We start from the raw sequence: 13,017 nt of genomic DNA, 5'->3' as shown, positions 1-13,017 counted from the left end.
AGGGGAGAAGGGAGGGCAGTCGTGCAAATGGCGAGAGCTACCCGAACGCCCGCCGCAGCCGCTGGGCCAGGTCGAACAGCATCTGATTCTGCTTCACCAGCCGCTTGCCGTGGCTCAGCGAGGACATCGCCATCGCCGCGAGTTTTCCGCGTGACGTGAGCGGAACGAAACTGTCGAAGATGTCCTGGTCGTCCTTGCAGAACATCCGCTTGTACTCGTCCGAGCCGATGCCGAGGTCGAGCGAGCGGTAGCCGCGCTCGGCGCAGCGGTCGATGATGTAGCGCATCAGGATCAGCCCGGGGCTGTAGCGGGCGTGCTCGGACATCGTGTAGGTGTTGAACATCATCGAGAAGCGCTGGCCGTCGGCGACGCCGGCGAAGATCGCGATCACCTCCTCGTCGCATTCGAGCGCGTGGATGTCGATGACGCGGCCGTCACCGCGCGGCGCAAGGCAGGCGCTGCGGACGAATTGCTCGACGCCGGGCTCGGCGAAGACGTTGGGAAGCTTCTGTTCGGCCATCCGCGCCGGCTTGACGCGGAAGAACCAGTCGAGCAGGCGGGTGATGTCCGCGTCGGTCGTCGCCGAATGATAGCGATAGCCGGCGAGCGCCTGGAGCTTCTTCTCCTTGCTCTTGAGGCGGCGGCGGAAGGAGTTGCTGATCCGCGATGCCGGCGGGCCGCCCGGCTCCATCGTGAGCAGAGGGCAGCCGTTGATCGCGCTCTGGCGCGGCAAATGCGCGAACGGGTTCTGCTGGTCGTTCCAGTGCAGCGGCTGCTGCGTCAATGCGAGCACGTCGGCATGCTCGCCAAGCGGCGCAAACAGCGCGTCGAGATCGCCGATGGCGACCTGCGCTGCAAATTCGGCGTTCCACAGGCCCATGTTGAAGGTCGTATGCTTGCCGCCCATGAAGCAGGCCGTGCGCACGCCGTGGTTTTGGCGCAGCGAGAGCGGCAGCAGCAGCAGCGGTTGATGCTCGGCGTCGCGGGCGACGACGATGAAAGGACGGGCGCGTTCGTGCTCGCCGACCAGACGCTGCCAGGGACTGAGCAGATCAAACCGCTGATAGGGCGTGAAGAGGTGACCGGGCTGCTCGAAGGCGCGCCAGACGGCCTCGGCCGCGCCGAGATCGGTCACGATATCGACATGCGCGATGCGGCCCGCTTTCGACCGCGCTGGCAATTCTGCCGTCCGGCTTTGCATCGCCGCAGCCATGGTCATTCGCGAACCTGTCGAGAAATCAAAAATATGCGTAATTCGGCCTGTGGCCGACCTTTGCAAAGAAATGTCAACAAAGAGTAATGACTATAAGAGGGGGAACGGCCGCCGACGGGCGCGAGGTGGGACATTGGCATCCGACGACAGATGGCTGGAACGGCTGCGCCTCGAGCTGACCTGGTTCACGGGCCAGGCTGCGCTACGCAGCCGTGGTGCCGGCGCCATCCTGCGCTTTGCGCATGTGCGGCCGCGGCGGCGCGGCGGGTTTCAGCCGCTGCGCGAGAACGAGATCACGCCCCACTTCCTCAATCGCGCCATTCGCGCACTGAAGCGGTGGAAGTATGATTTTGTCGGCATGGACGAGGTCTGCCGGCGCGCGGTGACGCTGCCGGAACACCGGCGCTTCGTGGCACTCACCTTCGACGGCGCCGGCAAGGACCTGATCGACTTTGCCTATCCGGTGCTGGCGCGCCACGCCGTGCCCTTCACGATCTATGTGCCCACGGCATTTCCCGACGGCGTCGGTGAGGCCTGGTGGCTCGGACTCGAACAGGTGATCGCGCGCGAGAGCCGTGTCAGCCTGATGATGGGCGAGAAGGAGCAGCGCTTCACTGTGACTGGCAACGCCGAGAAGCAGGCGCTGTTTTCGTTCCTCGATGCCTGGCTGCGCTCGCTGCCGCCGGCGGATGTGTCGGCTGCGATCGCAGACCTCTGCACGCGCTACCGGGTCGACCTTGCCGCGCTCTCACGCGAGGCATCGATGAATTGGGAGGATCTGGTGAGGCTTGCGGCCGACCCGCTGGTGACGATCGGCAGTGCGACCGTGAACTATCCCGTTCTCGCCAACATGAAGGATGCGGCCGCGCTGCGCGAGATGACGATGGGCAAGGCGGTGGCGGAAGCGGCGTTCGATCGCGACATCCGGCATCTCGCCTTTCCGTTCGGCGATCGCGCCTCGTTCCGGCGCAGCCATGTCATCATGGCGGAGGAGGCCGGCTTTGCCAGCGCGGTGACGACGATCCCGGGCGTGGTGGACGCGGAGGGACGCACCAATCTGCGCGCGCTGCCGCGCGTTTCCTGGGATGGCCGGGTGCGCTCGCTGCGCATCATGCGGGTGCTGGTGTCGGGGGTTGCTTTTGCGCCGGTGAAGCCGACGGGCGGAACTACGAGCTAGTTTTCGCGCGGTCGGGCCGCTGCATCCAGCTCACGATCGGCATCGCGGGCAGCACCCAGCCCATGCCGACCACCACGTAATAGATCGCCTGCCGCCAGCCGGACTCGGCGATCCACGGCATCTGCGCCAGCGCCATGCCGAGCAGGGCCCAGGCGGTTGCGAGCACCAGGAGCAGGATGGTGCCGAGGAACTTGCGGGTGCGGATCGTCATGGCGGAATATCGCGGCTTTCGCGTAACTTGCGCTGCGGGAGCGGGGGACTATAAGGGGCACGCAGTCCCGTTCAAGCTCTGGTTTTGCCTCGCATGACGACGATTTCCGCCCCGTCCGAGCCGCATCGCGCCGTGCGCTGGTGGCTGATCTCGGTGGCTGCGCTGATCGCGCTGATGGTGCTGGTCGGCGGCGCGACGCGGCTGACGGAATCCGGGCTCTCGATCGTCGAGTGGAAGCCGGTCACGGGCAGCGTGCCGCCCCTCTCGGAAGCGCAGTGGACGGCGGCCTTCGAGGCCTACAAGAAAATCCCGCAATATCGCGAGCTCAACGCCGGCATGAGCCTGTCCGAGTTCAAGGAGATATTCTGGTGGGAATGGAGCCATCGGCTGCTCGGCCGTTTCATCGGCGTCGCCTATCTGCTCCCATTCCTGTTCTTCCTCTGGCGCGGCGGTCTGTCCGGCGAGTTGAAGCGGCGGCTGTGGCTGTTGTTCGGGCTCGGCGGGCTCCAGGGCGCGGTGGGGTGGTGGATGGTGGCCTCGGGGCTGTCTGAGCGCGTCGAGGTGTCGCAATATCGGCTGGCGACGCATCTCGTGCTCGCGCTCGTGATCTTCGCCGGCATCGTCTGGACGGTGCGGCGGCTCGCCGAGCGTCCGCCGATCGCAGCACCCTCGCGGCTGCGCTTCACGAGCGCCTTGCTCCTGGTCGTGACCTTCATCCAGATCTATTTCGGTGCGCTGGTTGCGGGCCTACGCGCCGGCCGCGCCTACAACACCTGGCCGCAGATCGACGGCGCGTTCATTCCCTCAGGTGAGCGGCTGTGGTTCGAGACGCCGTGGTGGCGCAACATGTTCGACAATGTGCTGACGGTGCAGTTCGAGCACCGCATGACGGCCTATGCGCTGTTCGCGCTGGCGGCGTTGCACGCGTTCGATGCGGTGCGTTCACGCGCGGGATCTGCGGCGAGCGGCGCGCTCTTGCTGTTCGCCGCGGTCAGCCTGCAAGCATTGCTCGGCATCCTCACGCTGCTCAACCAGGTGCCGATTGACCTCGCGCTCGCGCATCAGGCGGTCGCGATCGTGGTGCTGACGCTTGTGGTGACGCAGACCGAGCGGCTAGCGACGCGTGGCGCAACCGAAGCGCAGCCGCGCGCGGTTCCCGTCGGTCAGGCCGGCTGATCGGATCTCTTCTTCAGCAATAGCCGTAGATGCCGCACGAATAGGGCAGGCGCCAGAAATAATCGACCTGCTTCCCGCCGTAATACGCGCCCTGGTAATCGTAATCCCAGGGGCGGCCGTAATAGCCCGGCAGCGTGTGCGAGCCCGGCAGCAGTGGGGTCCCCGGCAAATTGCGGATGTAGCTGCCGATGCCATAGGCCGGCGAGATCAGCGCATCCGGATCCGTCTCGACATAGACCTGCGGCGGCTCCCGTGACGGAACGGCGGCCCGCCGCTTGGGCGTGGCCGGCAAATCGGCAGCAATCGCAGCTGAGACCGTCAGCATCGCCGTAAGGGCAGGCACCATCCAGCGCAGCATCGTCGGCTCCGAATCAAAAAGGCGATCCAGTGACGATGTATGCGGCAGATATGGTTAATGACTGTTAACTGGAGCCGGACTTCCGGGGCACACCGAAGCGCCCCGGATGGTCCAGGACAGCTACGCGCCCAGCGCCTGTTCCAGATCGGCGATCAAATCTTCCTTGTCCTCGATGCCGATCGAGAGCCGCACCACGTCGGGGCCGGCGCCGGACTTGATCTTGGCAGCGTCGTCGAGCTGACTGTGCGTGGTCGAGGCCGGATGGATCACCAGGGAGCGGGTGTCGCCGACATTGGCCAGATGCGAGAACAGCTGCAACTTCGACACCAGGCTGACGCCGGCATCGTAGCCGCCCTTCAGGCTGAAGGTGAACACGGCGCCGGCGCCCTTCGGAGCGTATTTGCGCGCGAGCTGGTTGTACTTGTCGCTTGCAAGGCCGGCATAGTTCACCGCGGCCACCGCCGGATGGCCGGCGAGGAATTCGGCAACCGCTTTCGCATTGTCGCAGTGCTTCTGCATGCGCAGCGGCAATGTCTCGATGCCGGTGAGGATCATGAAGGCGTTGAACGGCGACAGCGCCGGTCCGAGGTCGCGCAGGCCGAGCACGCGGCAGGCGATCGCGAAGGCGAAATTGCCAAATGTCTCCTGCAGCCGGATGCCGTGATATTCGGGCCGTGGCTCGGAGAGCATCGGATATTTGCCGCCGGTCGACCAGTCGAAGGTGCCGGCGTCGACGATGATGCCGCCGATCGAATTGCCGTGGCCGCCGAGAAACTTCGTCAGCGAGTGCACGACGATGTCGGCACCGTGATCGATGGGACGGATCAGATAGGGCGAGGCCAGCGTATTGTCGACGATGAGCGGGACCCCCGCCTTGCGCGCCACCGTCGAGATCGCCTCGATGTCGGTGATGCTGCCGGCGGGATTGGCGATGGACTCGATGAAGATCGCCTTGGTGCGCGGCGTCACCGCGCGCTCGAAGCTCGCGATGTCGTCGGGATCGGCCCACACCACGTTCCAGCCGAAGCTCTTGAACGCGTGCGTGAACTGGTTGATCGAGCCGCCATAGAGCTTTCGCGCGGCGATGAACTCGTCGCCCGGCTGGAGCAGTTGCTGCAGCACCACGACCTGCGCGGCATGGCCCGAGGCCACCGCAAGCGCGGCCGTGCCGCCTTCGAGCGCCGCGACGCGCTCTTCCAGCACGGCGTTGGTGGGATTGCCGATGCGGGTATAGATGTTGCCGAACGCCTGCAGGCCGAACAGGGAGGCGGCATGGTCGGCGTCGTTGAAGACGAACGACGTCGTTTGATAGATCGGAGTCGCGCGCGCACCGGTGGTGGGATCGGGCTGTGCACCGGCATGCACGGCGAGGGTCGAAAATCCCGGAAGGCGATCGCTCATTGAGGGCGTCCTGTTCTCGTGGTCTGAAATCGCGCGGCATGCTGATTGGCGCCGCGGCTGCCGTCAAGACGCGGCTTCACATCGGAACGATCGTGCTACGCATTGTCGCGTTCGCGAAATGAAACCTTTGCAACTGCGTCAGCTTTGCTCGCTCTTGTTCTTGGCGGCGCGGTCCGATGCCGCGGTGTCGCCGCCGCCGACACTCATCCGATTGAGGGATAGCCGCATGCCCTGCGTCGGCACCGGGGCACGTTTGGAGCTCAGCGTGCGTGAATTGACGCCCATCCAGGAGATCTCCGACGACAGGCGGCCATATTCGATCTTCGGGCAGCGGTTCATCACCACCTTGATACCGACCGATTCCGCCTTCAGCGCCGCCGCATCGTCGCGGGCCCCCAACTGCATCCAGATCACCATCGGCAGCGGATCGAGCGTGAGGGCTTCCTCGACCACCGGCATGATGTGGCTGGAGTTGCGGAAAATGTCGATCATGTCGACGGGACGGCCGATGTCGGACAGCGAGGCGACGAACGGTTTTCCGAGCAGCTCCTTGCCGACATGGCCGGGATTGACCGGGATCATGTCGTAGCCGCGCTGGGCCAGATATTTGAACGCGAAATAGCTCGGCCGCACGTTGGCCGGCGAAGCGCCGACCATCGCGATCGTTTTCACGTTGTTGAGGATGCCCCGGATGTAATTGTCGGGATAGGCGTCGTGGTTCATCTTCTTCTTTCTCTGACCCTCATGGTGAGGAGCGCGGCACGCGCGTCTCGAACCATGAAGCCGCAGTCGGGCCTCTATCCTTCGAGACGCCGCGTTCCGCGGCTCCTCAGGATGAGGAGTTGACTACTCATCCCGCCATGTCGGCGTGCGCTTCTCGATGAACGCGCCGATGCCTTCCTCGGCGTCGCGCGCCATCATGTTCTCGGTCATCACCTCTGCCGCATAGCGATAGGCGTCTGCAAGGCTCATCTCGGCCTGGCGGTAGAACGCCTCCTTGCCGAGCTTGACGGTATAGGCGGATTTCAGCGCGACCTGTTCGGCGAGCGCAATGGCGGCAGCGCGCTCGGTGCCGGCGGCGACGACACGATTGACGAGCCCGATTTCGCGGGCGCGTGCGGCCGGGATCGGCTCGCCCGTCAGCAGCATCTCCATCGCCTGCTTGCGCGGTACGTTGCGCGACAGCGCCACCATCGGCGTCGAGCAGAACAGGCCGATGTCGACGCCGGGCGTGGCGAAGTGTGCTGCTTCCGAGGCGATCGCGAGATCGCAGCTTGCCACGAGCTGGCAACCCGCGGCGGTCGCGATGCCTTGGACGGATGCGACCACAGGCTTGGGCAGGTGCACGATCGCCTGCATCATCGCACTGCAGGCGGTCATCATCTCGGCGAAGAAGGCACGGCCGCGATCCGGGTCGGCGCGGCGCGCAGTCAGCTCCTTCATGTCGTGGCCGGCGGAGAAGGCGGGACCGTTGGCCGCGATCACGACACCGCGGATGGCCTTGTCGTCCCGGATCTCGTTGAGCTCGGCATCCAGGCTTGCGATCATCGTCGCCGACAGGCTGTTGCGGGCGGCCGGGCGGTTGAGGGTCAGGACCGCGATGGCGCCCACGGTCTCGCGCAGCAGGATCGGTGGTTGCGGGGAGGGGGCGCGGGCGGCCTGGACGGACATCAAAGCGTTTCCGGTTGGATTATTGCGATTGGATGACGCAGATAACTTAATGTAACAGGGGACGTGAAGCGAGGGTGAGGGGTAGCATGGCGTTAGCGAAAATGAGCGTGGCGGAGCTTGAGCAGTTCCTCCGCAACGAGTTTCCCCAGGCCTTCAGCGGCGACGACATCACGATCGAGAGCGCGGACGGTCAGGCCTGCCTTTTGCGTCAGCGCTATAGCGAAAAGATGCTGCGGCCGGGCGGAACCGTGTCCGGCCCGACCCTGATGGCACTCGCCGATTTCGCGATGTACGTGGTGCTGTTGTCGGCGATCGGGCCGATCGGGCTCGCGGTGACAACCAATCTCAACATCAACTTCCTGCGCAAGGGGCAGCCCGGGCAGGACGTGCTGGCAGAGGCGCGGCTGCTCAAGCTCGGCAAGCGCCTCGCGGTCGGCGAGGTGAAGCTGTTGTCCGGTACCTCGCCCGATCCGATTGCGCATGTCACCTCGACCTATTCCATTCCAAACGCTTGAGCTTTTCGCAGGTATCTCGATACCATATTTCTAAGCTACTGATATTGAACAGGTAAATTCCGCCTTTGGGCATTGACCACGGCGCCCCTGTTCTCTAGAAATCCGCCCAGTCCGGTGCGGTGTTCGCGCCGATGCTCCCCGTTCACGGAAACTCTGACATGAAAACCTTTTCGGCAAAGCCGGCTGAGGTGACGAAGAAGTGGGTACTGATCGACGCCAAGGGTCTGGTCGTCGGCCGTCTCGCCACCATCGTCGCCATGCGCCTGCGCGGCAAGCACCTCCCGACCTACACTCCGCACGTTGATTGCGGCGACAACATCATCATCATCAACGCGCAGCATGCGGTTCTCACCGGCCGCAAGCGCGAGCAGAAGACCTATTACAAGCACACCGGCTATGTCGGTCACGTCAAGGAGCGCACCGCGCGCCAGATCCTCGAGGGCAAGCATCCCGAGCGCGTGCTCGAGAAGGCCGTCGAGCGCATGATCCCGCGTGGCCCGCTCGGTCGCGTCCAGATGGGCAACCTCCGCGTCTATGGTGGCGCCGATCATCCGCACGAGGCCCAGACGCCCGAGAAGATCGACATCGCCAAGTTGAACCGCAAGAACACGAGGGCCGCATAACATGGCCGAATCCATCCAGTCGCTCGACCAGCTCTCGCAGCTCAAGACAGCGGCGGCACCCGACGCGCCCAAGCACGAGAAGAAGGTCGACAAGTTCAACCGCGCCTATGCCACCGGCAAGCGCAAGGACGCGGTCGCCCGCGTCTGGATCAAGCCGGGCGCCGGCAAGGTCACGGTCAACGCGCGCGAGGTCGAGGTCTATTTCGCCCGTCCCGTGCTGCGCATGATGATCGAGCAGCCGTTCTCCGTGGCCGCGCGGTCAGGCCAGTATGACGTGATCTGCACCGTCGCCGGCGGCGGTCTGTCCGGCCAGGCCGGTGCCGTCCGTCACGGCATCTCCAAGGCGCTGACCTATTTCGAGCCGGAGCTGCGTACCGTGCTCAAGAAGGGCGGCTTCCTCACTCGCGACTCCCGCGTGGTCGAGCGCAAGAAGTACGGCAAGGCCAAGGCCCGCCGGTCCTTCCAGTTCTCGAAGCGTTAATCGCTTCGGTCGCATTCGCCGCGAAAGCGGCTTCAATGAGATGCAAAAGGGCGCTGATTTCAGCGCCCTTTTTGCTGTTCGTTTGTATGCAAATTGATGGCGTGTTTCCTGAAAACTTGGGCTCGCATGAAAACCTGAATGGAACCCGCTGGACATAGCGTCGCATTTGGAAGGGCGCGCAAATCGGCTGAGCCGATCGCGTAACTGCTATGTCTAGAAGGGGGCCGACATGATGTCGCTCGATAGCATCACGCTCTATTTGGTCGCCACCATGGTTGCCGCACTGCTCGGCGCCATGATGGTATTTTTCGGAAGGCAGGAGAACAGCGCTGCGCTGAAATGGTGGGGCACTGCGTATCTCCTCGGCGCCGCATCGGTCGCGCTCTGGACGGCGGCCGGCGACAGACTGGGCCCGCATCTTTACCTTGCGCTGAACGCAGTCGGCTTCGTCGCCTGCGGCATGGTGTGGAATGCGGCGCGCGTCTTTCATGGTCGCAAGCCGAACTGGCCGGGTCTCCTGGTCGGCGCGCTCGCCTGGACCGCTGCCGCCACGCTGCTCGATCCCGCCGCATCCATGCTGCGCATGATCGTCGGCGCCGGCATCGTCTCGGTCTATGCGGCGCTGACGGCGAGCGAGCTCTGGGTCGAGCGGCGCAAGAGCCTGCAACGGCGCTGGCCGGCCTTCGTGGTGCCGGTGATGCACGGCTGCGTCTTGATGCTGCCGATCCTGCTCGGCAGCTTCCTGCGCCCGAACGATGCCGGCTTCTCCACCAGCATCTGGGTCACCGTGTTCGCGGTCGAACTCGTGCTCTATGCCGTCGGCACCGTGTTCGTGATCTTCATGCTGGTGTCCGAGCGCACGGTCACCGCGCACCGGACCGCCGCGTCCACCGATCCGCTGACCGGCATGCTCAATCGCCGCGGCTTCTCGGAAGCCTGCGGACGCGTGATCGAGCGCGAGGCCAAGGCCGGCCGTCCCGTGACCGTGATGATCTTCGACATCGATCATTTCAAGTCGATCAACGACCGCTTCGGCCATCCCGCCGGCGACGAGATGCTGAAACTGTTCTCGACCGTCGTCGTCAGCAATCTGCGCATCAGCGACATGTCGGGTCGCATCGGCGGCGAGGAGTTCGCCGCCCTGCTGCCGTGTTCGCTCGAGGAGGGCGTGCTGGTCGCCGAGCGCGTGCGTGAGGCCTTCGAGACCTCCGGCGTCGTCGTCGACGAGGGCCCGGTCGACACCACCGTCAGCATCGGCGTCGCCGGCGGTCCGGCCGGCACCGAGCTCGAAGTGCTGCTGGCCTCGGCCGACACGGCGCTCTACCAGGCCAAGCGCGGCGGCCGTAACCGCGTCGAGGCGGCGGAGGAGCTGCCGCTGTCGCTGGAGAACTGGCGCCGCCAGAGCGCCGCGCGGATCGGCGTGTCCAAGGCGCAGACGGCGACAGCCTAGGCAAAGGAGGTTTTGCGGTAATCCCCTGTTTACCATTCGATTCCTACCATTGCGGTCATGGAATCGATCCGTCGACAGAACCCGCAGACCGCCCTGATGTCGCTCGAAGCCGCGGCGACTTCGGCACGCGGCGGCTTCGCCTGCCTGTTCTCGACCGCGGACGAATACGAGAGCGCGCTGATCACCGAGCGCCGCGCCCAGGGGCGTTACACGCAAGGCCGCAGCTACTGGCCGCTCGCGCTGTTCGCCGGTTGTGCGCTGATGGTGGCGGGCACCGTTTTGCTGCTCGCCTGAGTGATCTGCATTTTTGGACCGGGCAGGGCGCCGTTTCGGCGCCTTTTTCTTTGTCGCGGGCTGCGCTAGACACGCCCATCGAACAAAATGGGTGGAAACAGATGATCACCGAGATCGCGCAAATCGACGTCAAGCCGGGCAGCGAGAAGGACTTTGAGGCCGCCGTCGCCAAGGCCAAGGCCGCTTTCGGCCGCTCCAAGGGTTTCCATGGTTTCGAGCTGCACAAGTCGATCGAGAAGCCGCAGCGTTATCGTCTGATGGTGAAGTGGGAGACGCTCGAGAACCACACCGTCGATTTCCGCGGCTCCGAGAATTTCACCGAATGGCGCGGCCTCGTCGGCCAGTATTTTGCGGCACCTCCCGAGGTCGAGCACACCGAAACCGTGCTCACCACCTGAGGCGGCTCAGGCCGCCTCAGCCAGAGGCGGCGCTTCATACGTCTTGAAGTGGTCGATCACGACCTTGGCGATGGCGACCAGTGGCAGCGCCAGCGCCAGGCCCCAGATTCCGAACACGACGCCGAGCAGGATCTGGAACGCGAACAGCGTGGCCGGCGGAATGTCCAGTGCCTGCCGCTGCAGGATCGGCGTCAGCACATAGCTCTCCATGGCGTGCACGCCCATGAAGAGGAGAAAGGCCGACAGCGCCGGAATCCATCCCGAGGCGAGGCTCGCCAGCACGACCACGACGCCGGCGATGATGGCGCCGACGGTCGGGATGAAGGCGAGCAGGCCTGCCTGGATCCCCAGGATGAACGAGCCGGGAATGCCGATGAGGACGAGCCCGATCCAGGTCACCACGCCGACCGCAAGCATCACGACGATCTGCGCGATCAGCCAGCGCTCCAGCGTCTCGCCGATGCCGTCGATGATGAGGGTGATGCGGGCGCGATGCCTGGCCGGCGCGAGAAACAACAGGCCGTCGTGATAGACGGCGGGCTGGGCGGCGAAGGCGAGCCCCAGGAACAGCACGATGAAGATGTTGCCGACCGCGCTGATGGTGCCGAGCAGCAGCTTGAAGGTCTGGCTCACGATTGCGCCGCCGCTCGAGGCCAGCGCGCCTGCGCCCGGCAATCCGCCGTGCGAGCCCGGGGTCGCCGCGGGCGCCGGCGTCGCATCGGTGGACGCAGCCGGTGCAGCGTTGCCGAGATCGAAGAAGCTGGTGTCGATCCCATGGTTTTCTAGGAAGGACCGCACGTTGGTGATCTGCGACTTGATCGTCTTGCTCAGCAGGGATGCCTGCTCGGCAATGGTGGCGCCGCCGAGATAGGCCACGCCTGCGAGCATCACGGCCAGCGCGGCACAGACGATCGCGAGCCGGACCGCGTGCGGCAGATGCACCCGGCGGCCAAGCGCGTTGGTCAGCGCGTTGAGACCGACGCCGAGCAGCATGCCGGTGAAGATCAGAAGCAGGGTAGCGGCAAAATACCAGGTGAAGACCAGCATTGCCGTGAACAGCACGATGCCGATGCCCCCGACCGAGATCGACCAGGCCAGATCGGTGCGGGTCCGGGGTCGTTCATCTGCGGGAATGGTCACATCGGGTCCTTTTCAGCGCGGTGCGCACCGCACTCTTTCGACAAACGCGATCCGGATCAAGACCGCGTCAACGCGCTGGTTTGACGCTGGCGCTTGAACGGTGCAGAGCGATGAGGAAAGAACAGGTGAGGGCGCTTGAGTTTCATCAGCAAGTGGGCCGGTCTGCTCGGCCTTCTCGCCGTGCTCGTGATAGGCGACCAGATCCGGATCAACCGGCCCGGTCACAAATATCGCCTCGCGGTCGAGGTGACGACGCCTGACGGGATCAAGACCGGGTCGGGCATTCTGTCCGTCGTCCCCGATCGCGGCTATAGCCGGGGCGGCCGCACCACGATGCGCGGCGAGGCTGTGTTCGTCGACCTCGGCCGGGGAAAGAATGTGGTGGCATTGCTGGCGCATCAGCACGGCGCGAAGCTCGATCTCGACGACATCAACTATGTCGCGCTCCGCGCTTATGGCGCCGCGCGCGGCAACCGCGTCTCGTTCAACGAGCTCAACCGGCAGACCGGCGTCGTCGCGGTGCAGGGGGACCTGATGCCCGTGCTGGTGAGCTTTGGCGATCCCATCGACCCTGCGACCGCGCGCCTTGTCGCCGGCGACCATGCGGAGGCGGTCCTGGGCGACGGCTATGCACTCCGTGGCCTTACCGCCGAAATCGTGCCCAACGGGCTTTGGCCGATCGATTTCGGTGGCGTGCTCGGGGAGTCCGTGACGCGCGGAATCGAGAGGAAACTGCCCTGGCTGGCCGCGCCGGGAGACGCGGCGGCGACCGCGCTGAAGGCCGCCGGCCTGCCCCTCGGCGGCGCGATCGAGGCCCGGGAGGCATTTGCGCGAAAATAGCATTGCCGTCCCGCGTACCCTTCTGTTGAATTTGTTCCATCCCAAGGGCATGTTTGGAGAATCGTCTTC

The 13,017-nt window shown here is 65.0% G+C and carries 16 protein-coding genes; 9 read left to right on the top strand and 7 right to left on the bottom strand.

The genetic code is table 11. The features are described from left to right. Positions 1-37: 37 nt before the first annotated feature. Entirely contained in the window at positions 38-1,219 is a 1,182-nt protein-coding gene (locus BRA1417_RS0125920; RefSeq protein WP_027518298.1) for a GNAT family N-acetyltransferase, read from the bottom strand. 127 nt (positions 1,220-1,346) lie between these two features. On the opposite strand from BRA1417_RS0125920, the gene BRA1417_RS0125915 reads away from it, so the two are divergent. Further along, positions 1,347-2,390: a polysaccharide deacetylase family protein gene (locus BRA1417_RS0125915; protein WP_027518297.1), complete on the top strand. Its 1,044-nt coding sequence runs from the start codon at positions 1,347-1,349 to the stop codon at positions 2,388-2,390. Here the strand turns inward: BRA1417_RS0125915 and BRA1417_RS0125910 are convergent. Further along, positions 2,380-2,601, bottom strand: a complete 222-nt coding sequence (locus BRA1417_RS0125910; protein ID WP_027518296.1) for a DUF2842 domain-containing protein — start codon at positions 2,599-2,601, stop codon at positions 2,380-2,382. The two genes, BRA1417_RS0125915 and BRA1417_RS0125910, sit on opposite strands and share 11 nt — an antisense overlap. Before the next feature lie 93 nt (positions 2,602-2,694). Between BRA1417_RS0125910 and BRA1417_RS0125905 the strand changes: the two genes are divergently transcribed. Next, positions 2,695-3,777, top strand: a complete 1,083-nt coding sequence (locus BRA1417_RS0125905) for a COX15/CtaA family protein (RefSeq protein ID WP_027518295.1) — start codon at positions 2,695-2,697, stop codon at positions 3,775-3,777. A 13-nt stretch (positions 3,778-3,790) separates the two neighbouring features. Here the strand turns inward: BRA1417_RS0125905 and BRA1417_RS0125900 are convergent, their stop codons facing one another. The 4 genes from BRA1417_RS0125900 to BRA1417_RS0125880 all read right to left on the bottom strand — a co-directional run bounded on the left by BRA1417_RS0125900 (position 3,791) and on the right by BRA1417_RS0125880 (position 7,207). After that, on the bottom strand, positions 3,791-4,135 hold the full coding sequence (locus BRA1417_RS0125900) for a hypothetical protein (RefSeq protein WP_027518294.1): 345 nt from the start codon (positions 4,133-4,135) through the stop codon (positions 3,791-3,793). 120 nt (positions 4,136-4,255) lie between these two features. Then, complete coding sequence (locus tag BRA1417_RS0125895) at positions 4,256-5,536, bottom strand: O-acetylhomoserine aminocarboxypropyltransferase (protein WP_007611036.1); 1,281 nt, start codon at positions 5,534-5,536, stop codon at positions 4,256-4,258. A gap of 138 nt (positions 5,537-5,674) precedes the next feature. Then, positions 5,675-6,259, bottom strand: coding sequence for a CoA-binding protein (locus BRA1417_RS0125885; RefSeq protein WP_027518293.1), 585 nt, complete (start codon positions 6,257-6,259; stop codon positions 5,675-5,677). A gap of 123 nt (positions 6,260-6,382) precedes the next feature. Further along, a complete protein-coding gene (locus BRA1417_RS0125880; protein ID WP_027518292.1) occupies positions 6,383-7,207 on the bottom strand; it encodes an enoyl-CoA hydratase in 825 nt (274 codons plus the stop codon). Positions 7,208-7,293: 86 nt separating this feature from the next. Between BRA1417_RS0125880 and BRA1417_RS0125875 the strand changes: the two genes are divergently transcribed. The 6 genes from BRA1417_RS0125875 to BRA1417_RS0125850 all read left to right on the top strand — a co-directional run bounded on the left by BRA1417_RS0125875 (position 7,294) and on the right by BRA1417_RS0125850 (position 10,968). Further along, entirely contained in the window at positions 7,294-7,722 is a 429-nt protein-coding gene (locus BRA1417_RS0125875; RefSeq protein ID WP_027518291.1) for a PaaI family thioesterase, read from the top strand. A 158-nt stretch (positions 7,723-7,880) separates the two neighbouring features. Further along, entirely contained in the window at positions 7,881-8,345 is a 465-nt protein-coding gene (gene rplM, locus BRA1417_RS0125870) for a 50S ribosomal protein L13 (protein WP_018455120.1), read from the top strand. Between the two features lies 1 nt (position 8,346). Beyond that, a complete protein-coding gene (rpsI, locus tag BRA1417_RS0125865; protein WP_007603485.1) occupies positions 8,347-8,826 on the top strand; it encodes a 30S ribosomal protein S9 in 480 nt (159 codons plus the stop codon). A 229-nt stretch (positions 8,827-9,055) separates the two neighbouring features. Further along, positions 9,056-10,276, top strand: a complete 1,221-nt coding sequence (locus BRA1417_RS0125860; RefSeq protein WP_027518290.1) for a diguanylate cyclase — start codon at positions 9,056-9,058, stop codon at positions 10,274-10,276. 57 nt (positions 10,277-10,333) lie between these two features. Beyond that, positions 10,334-10,570, top strand: a complete 237-nt coding sequence (locus BRA1417_RS0125855) for a hypothetical protein (protein ID WP_027518289.1) — start codon at positions 10,334-10,336, stop codon at positions 10,568-10,570. Positions 10,571-10,671: 101 nt separating this feature from the next. Beyond that, positions 10,672-10,968 (top strand): antibiotic biosynthesis monooxygenase, encoded by a 297-nt coding sequence (locus BRA1417_RS0125850; protein ID WP_027518288.1) that lies wholly within the window; start codon positions 10,672-10,674, stop codon positions 10,966-10,968. A gap of 6 nt (positions 10,969-10,974) precedes the next feature. Here BRA1417_RS0125850 and BRA1417_RS0125845 read toward each other — a convergent pair whose 3' ends face one another. Continuing rightward, complete coding sequence (locus tag BRA1417_RS0125845; RefSeq protein ID WP_027518287.1) at positions 10,975-12,108, bottom strand: AI-2E family transporter; 1,134 nt, start codon at positions 12,106-12,108, stop codon at positions 10,975-10,977. A gap of 135 nt (positions 12,109-12,243) precedes the next feature. On the opposite strand from BRA1417_RS0125845, the gene BRA1417_RS0125840 reads away from it, so the two are divergent. Then, on the top strand, positions 12,244-12,948 hold the full coding sequence (locus BRA1417_RS0125840; RefSeq protein WP_027518286.1) for a hypothetical protein: 705 nt from the start codon (positions 12,244-12,246) through the stop codon (positions 12,946-12,948). The last annotated feature ends 69 nt before the right edge of the window (positions 12,949-13,017 follow it).

The organism is Bradyrhizobium sp. WSM1417 (assembly GCF_000515415.1).
Lineage (GTDB): Bacteria > Pseudomonadota > Alphaproteobacteria > Rhizobiales > Xanthobacteraceae > Bradyrhizobium.
This window is presented reverse-complemented; position numbering and strand designations above follow the sequence as displayed.